Raw genomic sequence first — 21,221 nt, 5'->3', positions numbered from 1 at the left:
AGGCATGCGTAGATCGAACCGCGGTTTTACCCTGATCGAGATCATGATCGTGATTGCGATCATCGGTATCGTCATCACCATTGGCTATCCGAGCCTGACCGAATATGTGAAAAAGGGCCGCCGGGCTGAAGTGGCAGGATTGCTCTCCGAGCAGGCGCAGATACTCGAGCGGTTTTACTCCAACTCGAAAACCAGTGTGTACACCGGCGCGACCTTGAGCGCGGGTAACGACTACTACACCATAGTGCCCACCCTGGCCGATCAGACCTACAAGCTGACCGCGAAGCGTAAAGTCGGTTCGGCGATGGCCACTGACAAGTGCGGGGATTTCACGATTACCAACACCGGCGCCAGAGGCATGGAAAATGCCGCAGCCGGGCTGACCACCAAGGACTGCTGGGGTCGCTGAGTTTTTTCGGGTGCGTTTTGTGCCCCTGTCTATCTAATGGTTGGATCAGAACATGACCAGGCAACAGCAAGTGGTGATCGTCGGCGGCGGAGTGATTGGCCTGCTGACGGCATTCAATCTCGCCTCTGAAGTACAAAGCGTTGTACTGCTGGATCGATCAAATGTCGGCCAGGAATCGTCCTGGGCCGGTGGCGGTATCGTTTCGCCGCTGTACCCGTGGCGTTATAGCCCGGCGGTCACCGCCCTGGCGCACTGGTCACAGGATTTTTATCCACAACTTGGCGCGCGCCTGTTCGCGGCCACTGGTGTGGACCCCGAAGTGCACACCACCGGCCTGTATTGGCTGGACCTGGACGATGAAGCCGAAGCGCTGGCCTGGGCGCTACGCGAACACCGGCCGCTACGTGCCGTGGACCTCTCGGCGGCCCATGATGCCGTGCCTGTGCTCGGGCCGGGGTTTTCCCGGGCGATCTACATGGCCGACGTCGCCAACGTGCGCAATCCGCGGCTGGTGAAGTCCCTCAAGGCGGCATTGCTGGCGTTACCGAATGTGACTGTTCATGAGCAGTGCGAGGTGCGCGAGTTCATTCGTGAAGGTGAGCAGGTGGTGGGCGTGCGGACCTCGGCGGGCGCGATTGCGGCTGACCAGGTGGTACTGACTGCGGGGGCGTGGAGCGGGGATCTGCTCAAGACCCTCGGGCTTGAGCTGCCGGTGGAGCCGGTGAAAGGCCAGATGATTTTGTACAAATGCGCTGCCGATTTTTTGCCGAGCATGGTGCTGGCCAAGGGGCGATACGCGATTCCCCGCCGCGATGGGCATATTCTGATCGGCAGTACCCTGGAGCACGAGGGCTTCGACAAGACGCCGACCGAGACCGCGCTGCAGAGCCTGAAAGCTTCAGCGGTGGAGTTGATTCCGGCATTGGCGGACGCTGAAGTCGTCGGGCATTGGGCTGGATTGCGTCCGGGTTCACCGGAGGGTATCCCGTACATTGGTCGGGTGCCCGGGTTCGAGGGGCTGTGGCTCAATTGCGGACATTATCGCAATGGCCTGGTACTGGCGCCGGCGTCGTGTCAGTTGTTTGCGGATGTGATGCTGGGGCGTGAGCCGATCATTGATCCGGCGCCCTATGCGCCAACCGGGCGGATCTGACAGACGATCAAAAGATCGCAGCCTGCGGCAGCTCCTACGGGGAGTGCGATCTTCCTGCTTTAATCCAGCCCCAATTTCTTGAGCCTGTAGCGCATCGAGCGGAATGACAGATTCAGCCGCTGAGCCGCTGCCGTGCGGTTCCAGCGGGTTTCCTCCAGCGCCTGGAGGATGAGTTTGCGTTCCACGTTTTCCAGGTAATCTTCCAGGTTATCGATCTGCGTCAGGTCCGGTAAGTCTCCATCCGCTGTGCAATTGCCCTCCATGAGCCGAAGGTCGCTGGACTCAATCTGCTGGTTTTCGCATAAGGTATAAGCGCGCTCAAGAACATTCTCCAGTTCCCTGACGTTGCCCGGAAAGCGATAGTTCTTCAAGGCTTCCAGCGCGTGGGGGTGGAGTTTCACCGCTGGCTCGCCGCTGTTGCTGGCCAGTCGCTTGAGCATATGGCTCGCCAGGGATTCGATGTCGTCACGACGTTCGCGCAGCGCTGGCACCCGCAATTCGATCACGTTGAGGCGGTAATACAGGTCCTGGCGAAAGCGTTCAGCGGCAACTTCGGCGTCGAGGTCCTTGTGGGTGGCGCAGAGAATTCGCACATCCACCACAGTTTCCTGTTGTCCGCCGACACTGCGCACGGCTTTCTCCTGAATCGCCCGCAGCAGCTTGACCTGCATGGCCAACGGCAAGTCAGCCACTTCGTCGAGAAACAGGGTGCCGCCATTGGCGGCCTGGAACAGTCCGGGTTTGTCGTCGATGGCGCCACTGAAACTGCCTTTACGATGCCCGAAAAACTCGCTTTCCATCAACTCGGACGGAATCGCCCCGCAGTTCACCGGAACGAATGGCTGGTTGGCGCGCGGACCTTGTTCGTGGATCAGTCGAGCGACCAGTTCCTTGCCACTGCCGGATTCACCGCTGATGTACACCGGGGCCTGGCTGCGTGCCAGTTTGTCGATGTGTTTGCGCAGGTTGCGCATGGGCAGGGACTCACCCAGCAACCGGCGCTCGATTGAAATCGCGGTGCCACCCACGGGTGACAGGCGCAGCGCGGTGGTGACCAGCTCACGCAGACGGGTCAGGTCGACCGGCTTGGTCAGGAAGTCGAAAGCACCGGCCTTGAGCGCGTTGATGGCCGTTTCCAGGCTGCCATACGCCGTGATCATGGCCACTGGCAGCTGTGGATAACGTTGCTGGATGTATTGCACCAGCTCCAGCCCCGTGCCGTCCGGCAGGCGCATGTCGGTCAGGCACAGGTCGAAGCTTTCCCGCGCCAGCAAGGCCTGGGCTTCGCCAAGGTCGCGGGCACTGAAGGTATCGAGCTTCATCCTGCCCAGGGTGATTTCCAGGAGTTCGCGGATATCCGGTTCATCGTCGACGATCAGAATTTTTTGCAGTGGGCTCATGTTCAACTTTGTTTCCGTCCGTGAGCAAAGGTGATGCGAAAGCAGCCGCCGCCTTGGCGTGGTTTGAAGTCTAGGCGGGCCTGGTTGCTTTCGCACAGCTCACGGGACAGATAAAGCCCCAGGCCTGTGCCTTGGGGGCTCGTTGTGAAGAAAGGTTCGAACAGATGAGCCTGGGCTGGCGCCGGGACCCCAGGGCCGTTGTCGCGGACCTCCAGGGTCGGCAGCTGACTGTGCGGGTCCAGGAACAACTCCAGCCAGACCTGCGCCTGGGCATTTATCTGGGCGCTGTGGCGCCAGGCATTGCGCAACAAATTGTCGAGAATCTGGGTCAGTTGATTGGGATCCATTAAGGTCCTGAAGTCTCCCGGTGCGATGCTCAGATGAAGCTGCCGGGTTTCTGTCACGGCCTCGCGGGCTTCAGCGACAAACTGCTCAAGCCAAGGCTTCAGATCGAGCCGCTGGGGCACTGTTTGTTGGCGCCGGGACAATTGCAGGACGTTTTCGATGACCCGGTTCATCCGCTGGGAGTGATCTTGAATGATCTGCGTCAGACGCCGATCGGCGCTGTTCAGTTCCTCCGATTCCTGTAATAGCTGGGCGGCGTGACTGATGGCGCCCAGTGGATTGCGAATTTCATGGGAGATGCTCGCGGTAAGACGCCCCAGCGCGACAAGTTTGAGTCGCTGGGCCTGTTGGGCGATCTGCGCCAGGTCTTCAAGGAATATAAGGGTCTGCTGCCTTGGACTTCGCTCAAGGGCAATGAAACTGGGCTGCAGCTCCAGGCCATTGCTGTCGATTCTCAGGCTCTGGGGACGCAATGTCGGGTTGTTCAACCATAGTTGCAGGCGTTCGACCAGTTCTGGAAAGTCCTGGTCGAGCGAGCGCCCTTCAAGCGCGCCATGGTCCAGAAGTTTCAGCGCGCTGTGGTTGGCCAGTTGAATGCGTCGTAAATCGTCGACCACCAGAATACCGGTACGCATGCGCTGCAGAATCAGCGAGTTCAGAGCTTCAAGCCCCACCACTTCGCTGGCGCGCTGTTCGGCCAGGGTCTCGCTGACCTCCAGGCGCCGGATCAGGCCTTGAACCAGCAATGCTGCCGCAAAGCAAAGCGCCCCCAGCGTGCCGACCTGCAAGTAATCGTTGGGGCTGGTGGGTTGGCTGAAACTCAGCAGGAAGCCCGACCCTACGATGCCGAGCGCGCCGATGGCGGCGATCAGCAGGCCGATGCGTCGTCGCAACAGGGTATTGCTGATGGCCACCGAGACAATCAACAGGTTGCCGATCGCACTGTGCACGCCACCGGCGGCATAGAACAGCGCGCACAACAGCAACACGTCGACCAGTGCCAGGGTGAGAAGCTGGCCAGGGCGCCGGGTGTTCTCCAGGAACACTACCAGCAGAATGTTCAATACCAGGTACAGCCAGCTGCCACTGCGCAGCAGCTCGCCATTGGCGAGCGAAAGCAGCTGGCTGTCCATGTTGCTGGAAATCAGCAGCACCAGAGTGATGCCGACGCTCAGGCGGTAGAGATGATAGAGACGCAGCAGTCGCTGGGCTTGTTTGTGGCCGGGACGGGTGGTCTCAGCGGTCACTGGAGCCCGGGCCTTGCTCGAGGTGAGCCTGGCTGCAATACCATTGCTGTTGAAGGCTCAAGGCTCGCTCCCGGGGCAGGTGCACGCCGCAATGGGCGCAACGAACCATGGGGGCCGCTTCCCGCTCGGCAGGCGAGCGAGGCGCTGCCGCCTGGCCCTTGAACTTGCGCCACAACCAGATAGCGGCGGCAATCAGGGCGATCCAGAACAATAAACGAAGCATGTTGAGCTGCTTTATGACGAGTGATGGAGCAGTTTAGCCAAGGAGCTGATCAGCGCACAGCGATATAACGCTGCGAGACGCTTCTCCACTGCAGGAGCGAGCTTGAGCTTGCTCGCCCCTGCAGCGTCTGCAGATATCAGTCGAACACGCCGAAGGTCATGTAGCTGAACCAGGAACGGTCGTCATTGTTGCCTTCCGACTCCTGTTCTTCTTCCTCGATCACGTCGCCGTTTTCATCTCTGGGCTTGAGATCGCTCGGGATTGCATCCTTGGCATCCTGGAACTGCTTCTGTACGTCCTGGTTGGCGCGGGTTTCACCCGGTGGCAGAGGCGGACGGGATTCGATCAGGCCCAAAGTCGCCTTGCTCAGCCACGAGCGGTTGTCCGCTTCGTCCACCGAAGGCTTGAACTGACCGTCTTCCAGGCTTGGGTGGTTCGGGTAGTTGAGCTTCAGGGTTTCCAGGCTGGTGTTGGCCAGCTCGTCCAGATGCAGGCGCTGGTAGGATTCGACCATTACCGCCAGGCCGTCGCCGACCGAAGGGGTTTCCTGGAAGTTTTCCACTACATAGCGGCCACGGTTGGCAGCGGCTACGTAAGCCTGACGGGTCAGGTAGTAGTCGGCCACGTGGATTTCGTAGGCGGCCAGCAGGTTGCGCAAGTAGATCATGCGCTGCTTGGCGTCAGGCGAATAACGGCTGTTCGGGAAGCGGCTGGTCAGCTGGGCGAACTCGTTGTAGGAGTCGCGGGCAGCGCCCGGGTCACGCTTGGTCATGTCCAGCGGCAGGAAACGCGACAGCAGGCCGACGTCCTGGTCGAAAGACGTCAGACCCTTGAGGTAATAGGCGTAATCGACATTCGGATGCTGCGGGTGCAGGCGAATGAAGCGCTCGGCGGCGGATTTCGCAGCCTCAGGCTCGGTGTTCTTGTAGTTGGCGTAGATGAGCTCGAGTTGAGCCTGATCGGCGTAGCGACCGAACGGATAACGCGACTCCAGCGCCTTCAGCTTGGCTGTGGCGGCGGTGTAGCTATTGTTGTCCAGATCGTGCTGAGCCTGCTGGTACAGCTCGGCCTCGCTCAGGTTTTCGTCAACGACTTCCTTCGATGAGCAAGCAGCGGTCAATGCGAGGATGGCGATCAGCAGCAGGTGTTTCACTTGCATGGCGGCTTGCGTCCCTATGACGGCCGCTGTCTTGGGCGGGGCCGTCCTGTTATGATGAGCGCCCCGTTGCATAGCCTCGGGGCAAAAGACGCCGTATTTAACCACAAGCGCGCAGCCGAAACCAAAAGCTGTGCCGACGCCTAGTCTGAGCATGTCCGATAAAATTGAACTTAGCGCAGAGGTGCCGTCCGAATTGGGCGGCCAACGCCTCGATCAAGTCGCCGCACAATTATTCGCTGAGCACTCGCGCTCGCGCCTTTCCGCCTGGATCAAAGACGGCCGCCTGACTGTGGATGGGGCGGTTATCCGCCCGCGAGACATCGTTCACGGTGGCGCCATTCTTGAACTGACTGCCGAGCAGGAAGCTCAGGGCGAATGGATCGCTCAGGACATCGAGCTGGACATCGTCTATGAAGATGACGACATCCTGGTGATCAACAAGCCTGCGGGCCTGGTGGTGCATCCGGCTGCCGGTCACGCTGACGGCACTTTGCTCAACGCCTTGCTGCACCACGTGCCGGACATCATCAATGTGCCCCGCGCCGGTATCGTGCATCGCCTGGACAAGGACACCACCGGTCTGATGGTGGTGGCCAAGACCATTCAGGCGCAGACCCAGCTGGTCACCCAGCTGCAAAGCCGCAGCGTCAGCCGGATCTACGAGTGCATCGTGATTGGTGTGGTCACTGCCGGCGGCAAGATCAACGCGCCGATCGGTCGTCACGGCCAGCAACGCCAGCGCATGGCCGTGATGGAAGGGGGCAAGCAAGCCGTCAGCCATTACCGTGTGCTCGAGCGTTTCCGCTCCCACACGCATGTGCGGGTCAAGCTGGAAACCGGGCGTACTCACCAGATTCGTGTGCACATGGCCCACATCAACTACCCGTTGGTTGGAGACCCTGCCTACGGCGGACGCTTCCGTATCCCGCCGGCAGCCAGTGTGACCATGGTCGAGTCGCTGAAGGCGTTTCCGCGCCAGGCTCTGCACGCGCGGTTCCTGGAGCTGGATCATCCGACGACCGGTGAGCGCATGAGCTGGGAATCGCCACTGCCGGACGATTTCGTCTGGTTGCTGACCCTGCTCAAGCAAGACCGCGAGGCGTTCATCGGATGAGTGACTGGCTGATTCCCGACTGGCCTGCGCCTGCCGGGGTGAAAGCCTGTGTTACCACCCGAAGGGGCGGCGTCAGTCTGGCGCCGTTCGACAGCCTCAACCTGGGCGATCATGTCGACGACAGCCCCTTGGCTGTTGCCGAGAATCGCCGACGTCTCACTGAACATTTCGCTATTCAGCCAGCCTGGTTGCAGCAGGTGCATGGCATTGCCGTGTCTCACGCTGACCCGGGCACGGTCGCTACGGCCGATGCCAGCTGGACGGCAACCCCCGGCATTGCCTGCGCGGCGATGACGGCCGATTGCCTGCCGGTGCTGTTCTGTGACCGTGCTGGCACTCGGGTGGCGGCGGCTCACGCCGGTTGGCGCGGGTTGGCGGCGGGTGTGCTGGAAGCCACGCTTGATACCCTGGCGCTGCCGGCAGCACAAGTGCTGGTCTGGCTTGGCCCGGCGATAGGCCCACAGGCCTTCGAAGTGGGGCCGGAGGTACGCGAAACCTTCGTGGCGCAGTTGCCTGAAGCAGCCGTTGCCTTCACGCCAAGCGTCAGTGCCGGCAAATTCATGGCCGACATCTATCAGCTCGCACGTTTGCGCCTGGCCGTTCGCGGTGTCACGGCTGTTTACGGTGGCGGTTTCTGTACCGTGACCGATCCGCGTTTCTTTTCCTACCGTCGCAACCCGCGCACTGGAAGATTTGCCTCCCTTATTTGGCTTAACCGCTAGACTTCCCTGACCTGCGTCAACCTCAAGACGCTTGAATCTCCCAGAATCGACCACATCTAATGGGGTATCTGGCAGGTTTCTTCATTCAGGATGTTTATAGGTCCGGCCTGCTCAAAAGGAAGGTGACTTATGCGTATAGACCGTTTAACCAGCAAATTACAGTTAGCCCTGTCCGACGCCCAATCCCTGGCCGTCGGCCTTGATCATTCGGGCATTGAACCTGCGCATCTCATGCAGGCCATGCTCGAACAGCAGGGTGGGTCGATCAAGCCCCTGCTGATGCAGGTGGGCTTTGACGTCAACAGCCTGCGAAAAGAGCTGACCAAAGAGCTCGACCAGCTGCCGAAAATCCAGAACCCGACCGGCGACGTCAATATGTCGCAGGACCTGGCGCGCCTGCTTAACCAGGCCGATCGCCTGGCCCAGCAGAAGGGCGACCAGTTCATCTCCAGCGAGCTGGTACTGCTTGCGGCGATGGACGAAAACAACAAGCTCGGCAAATTGTTGCTGGGGCAGGGCGTGAGCAAAAAGGCCCTGGAAAATGCCATCAGCAACCTGCGTGGGGGCGATGCCGTCAATGACGCCAACCACGAAGAGTCGCGCCAGGCGCTGGATAAATACACCGTCGACCTGACCAAGCGTGCCGAAGACGGCAAGCTCGATCCGGTCATCGGCCGTGACGACGAGATTCGCCGGACGATCCAGGTGCTGCAGCGTCGTACAAAAAACAACCCGGTACTGATCGGCGAGCCGGGTGTGGGTAAAACCGCGATCGCCGAGGGTCTGGCCCAGCGCATCATCAATGGTGAAGTGCCGGACGGCCTCAAGGGCAAGCGCCTGCTGTCCCTTGACATGGGTGCGCTGATCGCGGGTGCGAAGTATCGGGGTGAGTTCGAAGAGCGCCTCAAGTCGCTGCTGAACGAGTTGTCGAAGCAGGAAGGGCAGATCATTCTGTTCATCGACGAACTGCACACCATGGTCGGCGCCGGCAAGGGCGAAGGCTCGATGGATGCTGGCAACATGCTCAAGCCGGCTCTGGCACGCGGTGAACTGCACTGCGTGGGCGCCACTACGCTCAATGAGTACCGTCAATATATAGAGAAGGACGCGGCCCTCGAGCGACGCTTCCAGAAAGTACTGGTGGATGAGCCGAGCGAAGAAGACACCATCGCGATCCTGCGCGGCCTCAAGGAACGTTACGAAGTTCACCACAGGGTGGCGATCACCGATGGCGCGATCATCGCGGCAGCCAAGCTCAGTCACCGTTACATTACCGACCGTCAGTTGCCGGACAAGGCCATCGACTTGATTGACGAGGCCGCCAGCCGCATCCGCATGGAGATCGACTCCAAGCCGGAAGTGCTCGACCGTCTGGAGCGCCGTCTGATTCAGCTGAAGGTGGAATCCCAGGCGCTGAAGAAAGAGAGCGACGACGCGGCAAAGAAACGCCTGGAAAAACTCCAGGAAGAAATCGCCCGTCTCGAGCGTGAGTATTCGGACCTCGAGGAGATCTGGAACGCCGAGAAAGCCGAAGTCCAGGGCTCGGCGCAGATCCAGCAGAAAATCGAGCAGTCCCGCCAGGAACTGGAAGCAGCCCGCCGCAAAGGCGACCTGAACCGCATGGCCGAGTTGCAGTATGGGGTGATCCCGGACCTGGAGCGCAGCCTGCAAATGGTCGACCAGCACGGCAAAACCGAAAATCAGTTGCTGCGCAGCAAGGTCACTGAGGAGGAGATTGCCGAAGTGGTGTCCAAGTGGACCGGCATCCCCGTGTCGAAGATGCTCGAAGGCGAGCGCGACAAGCTGATGAAGATGGAAAGCCTGTTGCACCAGCGTGTCATCGGCCAGGACGAAGCGGTGATTGCCGTATCCAACGCAGTGCGGCGTTCGCGGGCCGGCTTGTCCGATCCGAACCGTCCGAGCGGCTCGTTCATGTTCCTCGGCCCGACCGGCGTGGGTAAAACCGAGCTGTGCAAGGCGCTGGCCGAGTTTCTCTTCGATACGGAAGAGGCGATGGTGCGGATCGACATGTCCGAATTCATGGAGAAACATTCCGTGGCCCGGCTGATTGGTGCGCCACCAGGGTACGTAGGCTATGAAGAGGGCGGTTACCTGACCGAGGCGGTGCGTCGCAAGCCTTATTCGGTGATCCTCCTGGATGAGGTCGAGAAGGCCCACCCGGATGTATTCAACATCCTGCTGCAAGTGCTGGAAGACGGCCGCCTGACCGACAGTCATGGGCGCACGGTGGACTTCAAGAACACGGTGATCGTGATGACCTCGAACCTTGGGTCGGTGCAGATCCAGGAACTGGTGGGCGATCGTGAGGCGCAGCGCGCGGCGGTGATGGATGCGATCTCCACGCACTTCCGGCCGGAGTTCATCAACCGGGTCGACGAAGTGGTGATTTTCGAGCCATTGGCTCGCGATCAGATCGCCGGTATTACCGAGATCCAGTTGAGTCGTCTGCGCAGCCGCCTGACCGAACGTGAGCTGAAGCTCGAACTCAGCCCGGAGGCGATGGACAAGCTGATCGCTGTCGGTTACGACCCGGTATATGGTGCGCGGCCGCTTAAACGCGCCATCCAGCGCTGGATCGAGAACCCGCTGGCACAGTTGATCCTGTCGGGTCGGTTCATGGCTGGGGACACTGCCAAGGGTGTCGTGGAGAACGACGAAATCGTGTTTGTCTGAGCCACGGTGGCAACAAAACCTGGGAGGCCTCGCTTTGCGAGGCCTTTTTTTCGTTAGGCTGTTGAACTCAAAGGAAAAGGCTTGTAAAGTGCGCCCCGCAGTAAGTCACCCGCCAGGGTTTCCGCTCCCCAAGCAGGAATCTGAAATAAGTTGCAAATCATTAACTTGAATGCAAATTAGGGGGTTGACAGAGGTGCTTAAGATTGTAGAATAGCGCGCCTCAGACACACGAACGCAGCGATGCAGACGGGTCGAAGAGACGCAGTAAAAGCTTCAAATGTTGTCATTGAAATATGTAGTTCCGTGATAGCTCAGTCGGTAGAGCAAATGACTGTTAATCATTGGGTCCCAGGTTCGAGTCCTGGTCACGGAGCCAATTTCAAACCGGGGTATAGCGCAGTCCGGTAGCGCGCCTGCTTTGGGAGCAGGATGTCAGGAGTTCGAATCCCCTTACCCCGACCATTTTTGGGTCGTTAGCTCAGTTGGTAGAGCAGTTGGCTTTTAACCAATTGGTCGTAGGTTCGAATCCCACACGACCCACCATTTTTGAAACCAGTTAACGCTGGGATCGAATCTTAAGATCAGAGGCCAAAAGCCCTGATCGAAGAAGGCGATCCTTGAAAGGTCGCCTTTTTTTTACCGGGGTATAGCGCAGTCCGGTAGCGCGCCTGCTTTGGGAGCAGGATGTCAGGAGTTCGAATCCCCTTACCCCGACCATATTAAAAATCCTCGTATCGAAAGATACGGGGATTTTTTTTGTCTGCTGATAATTGCCGGTCAAAAAGCGCCTGCAAAAAAGGCCCCGCTTTTGCGCTGGGGAGAAGCGGGGCGCAGGTTCGATGCTTCAGGACTCAGCTGTTGTCCTTGAGATGTTCGAACAATCCCTTGGGCATTTTCTTGCCATTGGCTTCGTAGTTGGCCTTTACGTTATCAAAGGCTTCCTGCTCGTCGATCTGGCCGTCATGGTTGGTGTCGATCTTGTCGAAATCAGCCTTGGGAGCCACTTTCAGGAATTCCGCACGGGACACTTTGCCGTCCCCATCGGTATCAGTCTGGGCCATGGACTCATCACCGCATTTGCCTTCGCCACATTTGCCTTCCGGGGTTTTCACCACCTGGTCAGCCGAGGCCAGCAAATAGCCCTGGGCCAGGGGCTGGGAGGCAAACACGGAGCCAGACAACGCCATGCCACCGGCCAGAACCGCGCCGAGCAAGCCAAAGGTGTTAGCAGTACGGGACATTTCAATTCTCCTGGGTTGCACGACACAACCGCTCGTTAAGGGGTCTGATCACCGGAGCAGGCAGGATGCCTTGCCCGGGTGTGGCCATTTAGCGGGTTGGGTGTATCGCTACTGTGTCGTGCAAGGGGGAGTTTGTATGCGAAGGGGCTGAATCGGGGAGGGGGATACAATGGGACACGGAAGTTTTCGCAGGTTTTACCGAGGCACCTGTATCGCGGGCAAGCCACGCTCCCACAAGTTGAGTGTCGAACCCGGATTCCAGGGGCGACACAATAACCAGTGGGAGCGGGCTTGCTCCCGATCAGGCCCTGACGGGACCGAATACTTAATGCAGTTTCAGGCGTGGCTCGGTGCCGCGGCCGATCTTGCTGCCCAGCATCAGCATCGCAGTACGAAACGCGCCGTACAGCGCCATCTGGTGCATGCGATACAGCGACACATAGAACATCCGCGCCAGCCAGCCTTCCAGCATCACGCTACCGGTCAGGTTGCCCATCAGGTTACCCACAGCCGAAAACCGCGACAGCGAAATCAGTGAGCCATAGTCGGTGTACTTGTACGCCGGCAAGGCCTTGCCTTCGATGCGCAATTTCAGGGATTTTGCCAGCAAGGATGCCTGCTGGTGCGCTGCCTGGGCCCGTGGCGGAACGTTGCGATCAGTGCCCGGTTGCGGGCAGGCGGCGCAGTCACCGAAGGCGAAGATATTTTCGTCGCGGGTGGTCTGCAGCGTAGGCAGTACTTGCAGCTGATTGATGCGGTTGGTTTCCAGGCCGTCGATGTCCTTGAGGAACCCCGGCGCGCGAATCCCGGCGGCCCAGACTTTCAGGCTGGCGTTGATGACTTTGCCGTCGGCAGTAATCAGGCTGTCGGCCGTCACTTCGCTCACCGCAGCATTGGTCATGACGTTGACCCCAAGCTTCTCCAGGGTTTTATGCACAGGCCCGCCAATGCGCTCCGGCAGGGCTGGCAAGACGCGTGGCCCGGCTTCGATCAGGGTGATGTGCATGTTTTCCGGTTTGATCCGGTCCAGGCCGTAAGCCGCCAGTTCATGCGCGGCGTTGTGCAACTCTGCTGCCAGCTCGACCCCGGTGGCCCCGGCGCCGACGATGGCCACGCTGATCTGCTCGACTTTGTCAGTCTGCCCGGCATGGGCTCGCAGGTAGTGATTGAGCAGTTGCTGGTGAAAGCGCTCCGCCTGTTTGCGGGTGTCGAGAAACAGGCAATGTTGCGCCGCACCCTGGGTGCCGAAATCGTTGGTGGTGCTGCCGACCGCGATCACCAGCGAGTCGTAACCCAGTTCCCGTGCGGGCACCAGTTCGATGCCGGCTTCGTCGTAAGTGGCGGCCAGCTGGATTTTCTGCTGGGCGCGGTCGAGCCCGCTCATGCGCCCCAGCTGAAACTCGAAATGGTTCCATTTCGCCTGGGCAACATAGTTGAGTTCGTCTTCGGAGGAGTTCAGGGAGCCGGCTGCCACTTCATGCAGCAAAGGTTTCCAGATGTGGGTCAGGTTCGCGTCGACCAGCATCACACTGGCCGTGCCGCGCTTGCCCAGAGTCTTACCCAGACGGGTAGCCAACTCCAGACCGCCGGCGCCGCCGCCAACGATGACAATACGATGAGTCATGGGGATATCTCGCAAGGCTAAAAGAAATCGGTGCAGTCACCCTCGCGAGCGCAACGCTGCTCATAGCGCCAGGTAACTGATAAATCGGCTCAACAGGCCCAAACCAATGGTCACTGCCAATACCATCACCAGGAGCATCCACGGCCGGAATGGCCGGCGCTCGACTCGGTGCTGGGACAAGTGCAGGTACTCTTCGACATGCTTTTGGTCGTCGGGGTTCAGGCGGCTGGTCATAAAGCCCTCGTCAGATAGACGTTGGTGAATGTATGAAAGCTACAGCTGATTCAATAAAGGTTGCACGCAGCATAGCCGATGGGGGCAGGCGACTCACAGGCTGATGCCGACATCGAAGACGATGCTGCGCCCCAGGTTGCTGCGCAGGAAGTCGGGAGCATCCGGATGGGCGAACAGCACCCTGGCGAAGGTCGGCCCCACCAGTGATAACGAGCGCCAGCCCTGGCGCAAGTATTCGGTGGGGGGTGGAAAATGGCTGTTGAGGTCCAGCACTTCGCGCTTGAGGCTGGCGAAGGCGATGATATCGAGCTCCCCAAGGTCCATGCCCCGCTCTTTGTAGTTGTGCGCTTTCTTGCGCAAGGTCGGTGCGAGCCTGAGCAGGAACTCGTTGGCGGGAATGCGCTTGGGCTTCGCCTCCCGACGCACCAGCGAGCTCAGGGAAAACGCACTGCGCCGACGCTGCAATTCATCGCGCCACTCATCGTTGAGGCGCCGACCTTCGTCCAGCACAAAGAACACCTCGAAACTGGCGTCCCGAAACAGCACATCAGGCGGCTCCCCGGCAGGCGCAAACTCGTCCACTCGGTAGGGAATGTTCAGCCCTTGCAGCAGGCGCTGGCACACCCAACGCTCGCGCTCCCATTTGCGGGCATTGGACAGGAACGCGTTGGCTTGCTCGGCCGCAATGGTCAGCAGGCGTAAGTAATCAGAGTCATCCATAAGCCCAAGCTTAGCGTTCAAATGCGCTGGCAAAGAAGACAATTTGTTGTACGGGGGCAACGGCCATCGGCAAGACAGCCTCTTTTCGCGCCCGCTCCAGGGCCCTGCACAAAACGGATAGTGATCTGCGCGCAGCGGATATTTCCACGCGTCCGCCAGCTTTACCCTCGGCTTTACGGGACGTTAGCCGCTTTTGCGACGCTCTGAAATAACAACAACAAGAGAAAAAACGCCATGCGCAAAATTGACGTACATGAGGTTATCGACAACGCACGCTTCAATCGCTTCCACTGGATGGTGCTGTTCTGGTGTGCCCTGATCATCATCTTCGACGGTTACGATTTGGTGATATACGGCGTGGTGCTGCCGATGCTGATGAAAGAGTGGGGGTTGACGCCCCTGCAGGCTGGAGCGCTGGGCAGTTACGCTTTGTTTGGAATGATGTTCGGCGCGCTGTTTTTCGGACCGCTGTCGGACCGCATCGGCCGCAAGAAAGCCATCACGATCTGCGTGATGCTATTCAGCGGGTTTACCGTACTCAATGGGTTTGCCCGTAATCCCACCGAGTTCGGTGTGTGCCGCTTCATCGCCGGCCTCGGCATCGGCGGGGTCATGCCCAACGTCGTGGCGCTGATGAACGAGTACGCGCCGAAGAAAATCCGCAGCACGCTGGTGGCGATCATGTTCAGCGGTTACTCCGTGGGCGGCATGCTCTCGGCGGGGCTGGGTATTGTGTTGATCCCCAGCTTCGGTTGGCAGTCAGTGTTCTACGTCGCGGTACTGCCGTTACTGCTGTTGCCGCTGATCATGTACTTCCTGCCTGAATCGGTGGGTTTCATGCTGCGCCAGGGACGCAATCAAGAAGCACGCAACATTCTTCAGCGGGTCGATCCGGCCTACGTCGCGCACATCGACGATCAACTCGACATGAGCGAAGTGAAGGGCACCGGCACTCCGGTGTTGCAATTGTTTCGCGAGGGCCGGGCACTGCGCACGCTGATGCTGTGGCTGGCATTCTTCTGTTGCCTGCTGATGGTGTACGCCTTGAGTTCGTGGCTGCCGAAGCTGATGGCCAACGCCGGTTACAGTCTGGGTTCGAGCCTGTCTTTCCTGCTGGTGCTCAACTTCGGGGCGATTTTCGGCGCGGTCGGAGGCGGTGTGCTGGGTGACAAACTGAACCTGCCACGGGTGTTGGCGGTGTTCTTTGCCATGGCGGCCGTGTCAATCACCTTGCTTGGCTTCAACAGCCCGATGCCGTTGTTGTACCTGCTGATCGCCATCGCCGGCGCCACCACCATCGGCTCGCAGATTCTGTTGTACGCCTGCGCGGCGCAATTCTATTCGATGACGATTCGCTCCACCGGTCTGGGCTGGGCCTCGGGTATCGGGCGCAATGGCGCGATCGTGGGCCCACTGCTGGGGGGTGCCTTGCTTGGCATCAACCTGCCACTGCAGCTCAACTTCATGGCGTTTGCCTTGCCCGGTGCGGTGGCGGCGATTGCCATGACCGTGTTTGCCATCAGCAGTCAGCGCAGCGCCAGGCACGCCCAGTCCATGCGCGCCGTTGAGCCTGCCGGGGCCGTCGGCGAAGCGTCATGAAATCATTGCTACGGGACTTCTCCCTGTCGGCCGCCGTCGCCGGTTTTATCGCCACGGTTATTTCCTACGCGGGCCCACTGGTGATTATTTTCCAGGCCGCCGACAGCGCACAGCTTTCGCGAGAAGTGCTGTCGTCGTGGGTCTGGGCAATTTCCATCGGCAGTGCGGTGCTGGGGATTGGCTTGAGCCTGCGTTACCGCGTGCCGGTGATCATTGCGTGGTCGGCGCCGGGTTCGGCGTTGCTGGTGGCGCTGCTGCCGGGTATTTCCATGCCGGAGGCGGTGGGCGCGTATCTGGTCAGCAGCCTGATTATATTTCTGGTCGGGGTGTCGGGGGCGTTTGACCGGATCATCAGCAAACTGCCGGCGGCGATTGCCGCAGCGATGCTGGCGGGGATTTTGTTCAGCTTCGGCACCGGGTTGTTCGTCTCGTTGCAGGGCAAGCCGCTGCTGGTATTGGCGATGTTCGTTACTTATCTGGTCTGCAAGCGTCTGCTGCCGCGGTATGCGGTGTTGATGGTGCTGCTGGTGGGCTGCTCGATAGCCTTTGTCGCTGGCGATCTGCGCAGCGAAGCACTGGTCATTGGCTTGGCGACACCGGTCTGGATCACGCCCGAGTTTACCTTGAGCGCGACCCTGAACATCGCCTTGCCCCTGGTGATGGTGGCACTGACCGGCCAATTTGTGCCCGGCATGGCGGTCTTGCGCGCCAGTGGGTACTCCACGCCTGCCGGGCCGATCATCGCCAGCAGCGCGTTGGGCACGGCGTTGTTGGCACCGTTCGGTTGCCATGGGCTGAACCTGGCGGCGATTACGGCGGCCATCTGCACCGGTCGCGATGCCCATGAAGATCCGCACAAGCGCTACGTGGCCGGAGTGGTCGGCGGCCTGTGTTACCTGGTGCTGGGGATCTTCGGTGCCACCCTGGTTTCGTTGTTCTCGGCGTTTCCCAAGGAGCTGATTGCGGCGCTCGCAGGCCTGGCGTTGTTCGCTGCGATTGCCGGGGCTTTGGCCGGCGCAATGGCCGTGCCGGGTGATCGCGAGGCGGCGTTGGTCACCTTTCTTGCTACGGCTTCGGGCATGTCGCTGTTCGGACTGTCTGCGGCATTCTGGGGCCTGATTTTCGGCATGGCCACCCACCTTCTGTTAAACGCCCGCCGCGAAAACGCAACGGCTGAAGCACTCCCGACTGTCGATCAATAAAAACAAGAGAAAAGACGATGAAACAGATTGTTCCAACAACCGGTTCGGTGTTGTCCATGGCGCTCGTCTCGAGTTTCTCCGTCGGTGCGCTGGCGGCAGAGGCTGGCTTTATCGAAGGCACCACGGCCACCTTGCAAGCGCGCAATTACTACTTCAGCCGGGACTTCTCCGACATCGTCGGCGCAAACCGGCAGTCGAAGGCTGAAGAGTGGGCGCAGGGCTTCATGCTCAACGTCAAATCGGGCTACACCCAGGGGACCGTGGGATTTGGCGTGGACGTGATCGGCCTGCTCGGCCTCAAGCTCGACAGCAGTCCCGACCGGGTCAATACCGGTTTGCTGCCGGTGAAAGATGATGGGCGCGCGGCCAACGATTACAGCCGACTCGAAGCAGCCTTGAAGGTCCGCTACTCGAAAACCGAAATCAAGGTGGGGGAGTTGCAACCTAATGTGCCGGTGCTGGCGTTCAGTGATATCCGCCTCCTGCCGCCGAGCTATCAGGGTGCGAGCATCAGTTCGAGTGAGATCAACGGCCTGACATTGCAGGGCGGTCACTTGAACTCCACCAGTCTGCGCAACGAAGCGGGCGACGAAAAAATGCAGGCCATGCTGGGTCACGTGCCGCAGCGTCAGGTCAGCAGCGACGGTTTCAATTTTGCCGGTGGCGATTACGCCTTCAACGATAAACGCAGTTCCGTCAGCGCCTGGTACGGGCAGTTGGAAGATATCTACAACCAGCGTTTTCTGGGCCTCAAACACAGTCAGCCGACGGGTGACTGGATTCTGGGCGCCAACATTGGTTATTACGATTCACGCGAAGATGGCAAAAAACTGCTGGGTAATATCGACAACCAGGCGTTCTTTTCGCTGTTGTCGGCCAAGCGTGGTGGCCATACGTTCTATGTCGGTTACCAGGGGATGTTCGGTGACAGCGCCTTTCCACGGGTGTTTGCCAACATATCGCCGTTGGGCAACGAGGTGCCAACCTATGAGTTTGCCTACACTGACGAGCGCTCGTGGCAAGCGCGTTACGACTACGACTTCGCCGCTTTAGGCGTGCCGGGTTTGACGAGTACCGTGCGTTACATTTCCGGTAATAACGTCGACACCGGGCAAGGGTTCGAGGGCAAGGACCGCGAGCGTGATCTTGACCTTGGCTATGTCGTGCAAAGTGGTAGCCTCAAAGGCGTTGGGGTTCGTGTGCGCAATGTAATGGCGCGCTCAAACTACCGCAGTGACATTGACGAGAATCGCCTGATCCTCAGCTACACATGGACCTTGCTGTGATGCGTTGATTACAGGTCGCAATTGCCCATGACTTGATAGGTGACTCGCTGAGTCTGGCCCTGATGATCGATGTAGACCATGGTGGCCGGTACGACATCGCAGCCGGTCGGGGTGTCGCTGACGGAGACTACCTTGGCGATGTCCAGCGGGTGTGCCGGGTCGTAGGGAGTGGCAGCGGGTTCGTTGTTGGCGGCCATGGCCGAGGTGGCGACGAAGGCCAAAAGCAGGGCAGTGAGGGTTTTCATCTGGATTCTCCTGGTTGATTCTGTTGGTTGAATTTTAGTCTTTGCCTCCATTGGATAAAGGGGGGCTGGGCCGATTCAGCGTTGCGCAATGCGTAACAATCGATCGTGTCCACTTCGATCGGTGCGGTGCAACCAGCACGGTGTAGACTGAAAATCCTCCCGGTACGGAAAAGGAGCAAGCACAGCCATGATCGGCGCCGAGCTACTGTCAGCCGAAACCCTGACCATCGGATGGGTGATCTACGTTCCGATTCTGCTCTGGGCCATTGCGCGCTCGCCCTGGGTCGAACTGTTCAGCGATCGCCGCCGCCAGCACCTGTTGTTTGGTACCGTGTTCGCCCTGTTCATGCTCTGGCTGGTCAGGCGGGATTTTGATACGGGCGTGTCCTATCACTTTCTCGGCATGACTGCGGTGACCCTATTGCTCGACTGGCCACTGGCAATAGTCGGCGGGTTTGTTGCGCAAGCGGGGTTGGTCATGCTCGGGCGCCAGGACCTGGCGGCGATGGGGGTGAACGGTGCGTTGCTGATCATGCTGCCGGTGTTGATTACCGAGTGCTGCGCCATCCTGGTCGAGCGCGCACAACCGCGTAATCCCTTCGTCTACATCTTCGTATCCGGGTTTTTCGCCGCAGCGCTTTCGGCCCTGCTGTGCCTGCTGCTGGCGCTGTGGTTGCTGTGGTTCGACGAGCGCTTCGTGATGCCTTACTGGCTGGAGGATTTCATCGGTTACCTGTGGCTGATCATTTTCCCCGAGGCGTTTATCAACGGCATGATCGTCAGCGCACTGGTGGTGTTCAGCCCCGAGTGGCTTGAAACCTTCAATCGCACGCGCTACCTGTCCGCGCCATGGAAAGACGACGACCCCAAGGCCTGAACCTCGCCTGGCGGCCGACGTCGTGCAGGCCGCCCATCAATGACGAGGTTCAAAGTCCTCGCTGAACAGGTCATCTTCGGCATCCGGGCTCACCGGAATCTTGTGTTCTTCCGACGCCCAGGCGCCCAGGTCGATCAGTTTGCAGCGGTCCGAACAGAACGGCCGGAAGGTGCTGTCAGCACTCCATTCGACCGGGGCGCCGCAGGTGGGGCAGTTGACGGTTGGGGTTTGGCTCATGACTGGCCTCCACGCAATGTTAGGTAAAAGTGATGCAGGCGCTCGACCTCGCTGTGCAGCCAGGCGAGGTCGCGGTCGTTGACCACCACATCGTCGGCATGGCTCAAGCGGTCCTGGCGACTGGACTGTGCCTTGAGGATCGCCTGGACTTGCTGTTCGCTGGTCTGGTCGCGCTGCAAGGTGCGTTCTATCTGCAGCTGCTCGGGCGCATCGATCACCAGCACCCGCTGGGTCATGGCGTACTGGCCGGACTCGATCAGCAATGGCGAAACCAGAATCGCATAGCGCGATTGTGCCTTGGCCAGGTGATCGCTGATTTCCCTGGCGATCAGCGGATGCAGCAGCGCCTCGAGCCAGCGACGTTCTTCGGGAACTTCGAAGATCAGTTTACGCAACGCCGCGCGGTCGAGTTGGCCGTCGGCTTGCAGCACGCCGGCACCGAAGTGCCCGGCGATCTGCGCCAGCGCCGGGCGACCGGGTTCAACCACCCAGCGCGCGGCATGGTCGGCATCGATCACGTGCACGCCCAGGTCAATGAAGTGCTGGGCGGCCGCGCTTTTGCCGCTGCCGATGCCGCCGGTCAGGCCAAGAATCCAGGGTTTTTCCACAGGGGTACTCATTTCAAACCGACAAACTGCCAATAGAAGTCGGTTATTTGACCACCCCAGAGCAAGGCAATCCAGCCGGCAATTGCCAGATAGGGCCCAAAGGGCATCGGCGTCGAGGTTTTTGCGTTACGCATACGCAGCATGGCCACGCCAATGATGGCGCCGACCAGGGAAGACAGGAGGAGCGTCAGGGGCAGGATTTGCCAGCCGCCCCAGGCGCCGAGCATCGCCAGCAGCTTGAAATCACCGTGGCCCATGCCGTCCTTGCCGGTCACCAGCTTGAACACCCAGAACACCGACCACAGCACCATGTAACCGGCGATCGCGCCCCACAGCGCTTCGTGGAGCGGCACGAACAGGGTAAAACTGTTGGCGATCAAACCCAGCCACATCAGCGGCAATACCAGGACATCCGGGAGCAATTGATGCTCCGCGTCGATCAGGCTCATGGCCAGCAGGCCCCAGGTCAGGAAGAGCACCAGGCAGGCCGGCCAACCGAAGCCAAAATGCCAGGCGATGAACCCTGACAGCAGGCCACAGGCCAGCTCGGTCAACGGGTAGCGCTTGCTGATCGGCGCAGCGCAGCCGGAGCAGCGGCCGCGCAAAAACACGTAACTGAAGACCGGGATGTTCTCCCACGCCCGGATCGAATGGCCACAGTGCGGGCACTGGGAGTGAGGCAGCATCAGGTTGTAAGTCGGCAGTGGCGCAGGAGCGGGATGGCCGAGCATGTCTTGTGCTTGCAGGCGCCATTCACGCTCGAGCATTTTGGGCAGCCGCCAGACCAGCACATTCAGGAAGCTGCCCACCAGCAAGCCAAGCACCAGGGCCAGAGCGACGAAGCCCAGTGGGGAGTGCTGCAGAATTTCATTCAAGGGCATG

General features: G+C 59.9%; 21 protein-coding genes and 4 tRNA genes. 13 read left to right on the top strand and 12 right to left on the bottom strand.

From position 1 onward, the window contains the following. Positions 1–4: 4 nt before the first annotated feature. A complete protein-coding gene (locus tag EQV97_RS19890; protein ID WP_225569594.1) occupies positions 5–409 on the top strand; it encodes a type IV pilin protein in 405 nt (134 codons plus the stop codon). A 52-nt stretch (positions 410–461) separates the two neighbouring features. Continuing rightward, positions 462–1,562, top strand: a complete 1,101-nt coding sequence (gene thiO / locus EQV97_RS19885) for a glycine oxidase ThiO (protein WP_122839009.1) — start codon at positions 462–464, stop codon at positions 1,560–1,562. A 59-nt stretch (positions 1,563–1,621) separates the two neighbouring features. Here the strand turns inward: thiO and EQV97_RS19880 are convergent, their stop codons facing one another. The 4 genes from EQV97_RS19880 to EQV97_RS19865 form a co-directional block, all read right to left on the bottom strand. Beyond that, the gene (locus tag EQV97_RS19880) at positions 1,622–2,962 is read right to left on the bottom strand and encodes a sigma-54 dependent transcriptional regulator (RefSeq protein WP_122839010.1); all 1,341 of its coding nucleotides are present in this window, start codon (positions 2,960–2,962) and stop codon (positions 1,622–1,624) included. Positions 2,963–2,964: 2 nt separating this feature from the next. Beyond that, positions 2,965–4,554 carry an ATP-binding protein gene (locus tag EQV97_RS19875; RefSeq protein ID WP_240889600.1) on the bottom strand — a complete coding sequence of 530 codons (1,590 nt, stop codon included), beginning with the start codon at positions 4,552–4,554 and terminating at the stop codon, positions 2,965–2,967. Beyond that, entirely contained in the window at positions 4,544–4,777 is a 234-nt protein-coding gene (locus EQV97_RS19870; RefSeq protein WP_122839012.1) for a PP0621 family protein, read from the bottom strand. The genes EQV97_RS19875 and EQV97_RS19870 overlap by 11 nt, the downstream gene beginning before the upstream one ends. A gap of 136 nt (positions 4,778–4,913) precedes the next feature. Further along, complete coding sequence (locus tag EQV97_RS19865) at positions 4,914–5,936, bottom strand: outer membrane protein assembly factor BamD (RefSeq protein WP_122839013.1); 1,023 nt, start codon at positions 5,934–5,936, stop codon at positions 4,914–4,916. A gap of 151 nt (positions 5,937–6,087) precedes the next feature. Here EQV97_RS19865 and rluD point away from each other — a divergent pair, with 151 nt between their 5' ends. From rluD to EQV97_RS19830, 7 genes are all read left to right on the top strand, one after another. Beyond that, complete coding sequence (gene rluD, locus EQV97_RS19860; protein WP_122839014.1) at positions 6,088–7,050, top strand: 23S rRNA pseudouridine(1911/1915/1917) synthase RluD; 963 nt, start codon at positions 6,088–6,090, stop codon at positions 7,048–7,050. Further along, on the top strand, positions 7,047–7,772 hold the full coding sequence (gene pgeF, locus EQV97_RS19855; protein ID WP_240889598.1) for a peptidoglycan editing factor PgeF: 726 nt from the start codon (positions 7,047–7,049) through the stop codon (positions 7,770–7,772). The genes rluD and pgeF overlap by 4 nt, the downstream gene beginning before the upstream one ends. Positions 7,773–7,901: 129 nt before the next feature. After that, entirely contained in the window at positions 7,902–10,466 is a 2,565-nt protein-coding gene (gene clpB / locus EQV97_RS19850) for an ATP-dependent chaperone ClpB (protein ID WP_240889596.1), read from the top strand. 300 nt (positions 10,467–10,766) lie between these two features. Continuing rightward, a tRNA-Asn gene (locus tag EQV97_RS19845) sits at positions 10,767–10,842 on the top strand. Positions 10,843–10,851: 9 nt separating this feature from the next. Beyond that, positions 10,852–10,928 (top strand) — tRNA-Pro (locus EQV97_RS19840). Positions 10,929–10,933: 5 nt separating this feature from the next. Beyond that, a tRNA-Lys gene (locus EQV97_RS19835) sits at positions 10,934–11,009 on the top strand. Between the two features lie 97 nt (positions 11,010–11,106). Beyond that, a tRNA-Pro gene (locus EQV97_RS19830) sits at positions 11,107–11,183 on the top strand. A gap of 134 nt (positions 11,184–11,317) precedes the next feature. On the opposite strand, the gene EQV97_RS19825 is transcribed toward EQV97_RS19830, so the two are convergent. The 4 genes from EQV97_RS19825 to EQV97_RS19810 all read right to left on the bottom strand — a co-directional run bounded on the left by EQV97_RS19825 (position 11,318) and on the right by EQV97_RS19810 (position 14,285). After that, complete coding sequence (locus EQV97_RS19825; protein WP_201148854.1) at positions 11,318–11,707, bottom strand: EF-hand domain-containing protein; 390 nt, start codon at positions 11,705–11,707, stop codon at positions 11,318–11,320. Between the two features lie 325 nt (positions 11,708–12,032). Next, positions 12,033–13,331 carry an NAD(P)/FAD-dependent oxidoreductase gene (locus EQV97_RS19820; protein ID WP_122839018.1) on the bottom strand — a complete coding sequence of 433 codons (1,299 nt, stop codon included), beginning with the start codon at positions 13,329–13,331 and terminating at the stop codon, positions 12,033–12,035. A gap of 60 nt (positions 13,332–13,391) precedes the next feature. Next, positions 13,392–13,565: a DUF3094 domain-containing protein gene (locus tag EQV97_RS19815; protein ID WP_045059374.1), complete on the bottom strand. Its 174-nt coding sequence runs from the start codon at positions 13,563–13,565 to the stop codon at positions 13,392–13,394. A 93-nt stretch (positions 13,566–13,658) separates the two neighbouring features. Next, a complete protein-coding gene (locus tag EQV97_RS19810) occupies positions 13,659–14,285 on the bottom strand; it encodes a DUF1780 domain-containing protein (protein WP_045059375.1) in 627 nt (208 codons plus the stop codon). Positions 14,286–14,519: 234 nt separating this feature from the next. Between EQV97_RS19810 and EQV97_RS19805 the strand changes: the two genes are divergently transcribed. The 3 genes from EQV97_RS19805 to EQV97_RS19795 are packed head-to-tail and all read left to right on the top strand — an operon-like array spanning position 14,520 to position 18,372. Next, positions 14,520–15,884, top strand: a complete 1,365-nt coding sequence (locus tag EQV97_RS19805) for an aromatic acid/H+ symport family MFS transporter (RefSeq protein ID WP_122839019.1) — start codon at positions 14,520–14,522, stop codon at positions 15,882–15,884. Further along, positions 15,881–17,086, top strand: coding sequence for a benzoate/H(+) symporter BenE family transporter (locus EQV97_RS19800; RefSeq protein ID WP_122839020.1), 1,206 nt, complete (start codon positions 15,881–15,883; stop codon positions 17,084–17,086). Before EQV97_RS19805 ends, EQV97_RS19800 begins: the two co-directional genes overlap by 4 nt. Before the next feature lie 17 nt (positions 17,087–17,103). Continuing rightward, positions 17,104–18,372, top strand: coding sequence for an OprD family porin (locus EQV97_RS19795; protein WP_122839021.1), 1,269 nt, complete (start codon positions 17,104–17,106; stop codon positions 18,370–18,372). Positions 18,373–18,380: 8 nt separating this feature from the next. Here EQV97_RS19795 and EQV97_RS19790 read toward each other — a convergent pair whose 3' ends face one another. Then, positions 18,381–18,617: a DUF2790 domain-containing protein gene (locus tag EQV97_RS19790; protein WP_122839022.1), complete on the bottom strand. Its 237-nt coding sequence runs from the start codon at positions 18,615–18,617 to the stop codon at positions 18,381–18,383. A 187-nt stretch (positions 18,618–18,804) separates the two neighbouring features. Between EQV97_RS19790 and EQV97_RS19785 the strand changes: the two genes are divergently transcribed. Continuing rightward, positions 18,805–19,494, top strand: a complete 690-nt coding sequence (locus EQV97_RS19785) for an energy-coupling factor ABC transporter permease (RefSeq protein ID WP_122839023.1) — start codon at positions 18,805–18,807, stop codon at positions 19,492–19,494. Between the two features lie 36 nt (positions 19,495–19,530). Here the strand turns inward: EQV97_RS19785 and yacG are convergent, their stop codons facing one another. The 3 genes from yacG to EQV97_RS19770 are packed head-to-tail and all read right to left on the bottom strand — an operon-like array spanning position 19,531 to position 21,220. Then, on the bottom strand, positions 19,531–19,731 hold the full coding sequence (gene yacG, locus EQV97_RS19780) for a DNA gyrase inhibitor YacG (RefSeq protein WP_122839024.1): 201 nt from the start codon (positions 19,729–19,731) through the stop codon (positions 19,531–19,533). Next, positions 19,728–20,351: a dephospho-CoA kinase gene (coaE, locus tag EQV97_RS19775; RefSeq protein WP_225569588.1), complete on the bottom strand. Its 624-nt coding sequence runs from the start codon at positions 20,349–20,351 to the stop codon at positions 19,728–19,730. Before coaE ends, yacG begins: the two co-directional genes overlap by 4 nt. Then, positions 20,348–21,220, bottom strand: coding sequence for an A24 family peptidase (locus EQV97_RS19770; RefSeq protein WP_045059383.1), 873 nt, complete (start codon positions 21,218–21,220; stop codon positions 20,348–20,350). The genes coaE and EQV97_RS19770 overlap by 4 nt, the downstream gene beginning before the upstream one ends. Position 21,221 lies beyond the last annotated feature (1 nt).

Origin of the sequence: Pseudomonas sp. TMW22090, from assembly GCF_022496665.1 — a bacterium.
Taxonomy (GTDB): Bacteria; Pseudomonadota; Gammaproteobacteria; order Pseudomonadales; family Pseudomonadaceae; genus Aquipseudomonas; species Aquipseudomonas gregormendelii.
The sequence above is the reverse complement of the archived record's forward strand: the minus strand, read 5'-3'. Positions and strand labels throughout refer to the sequence as shown.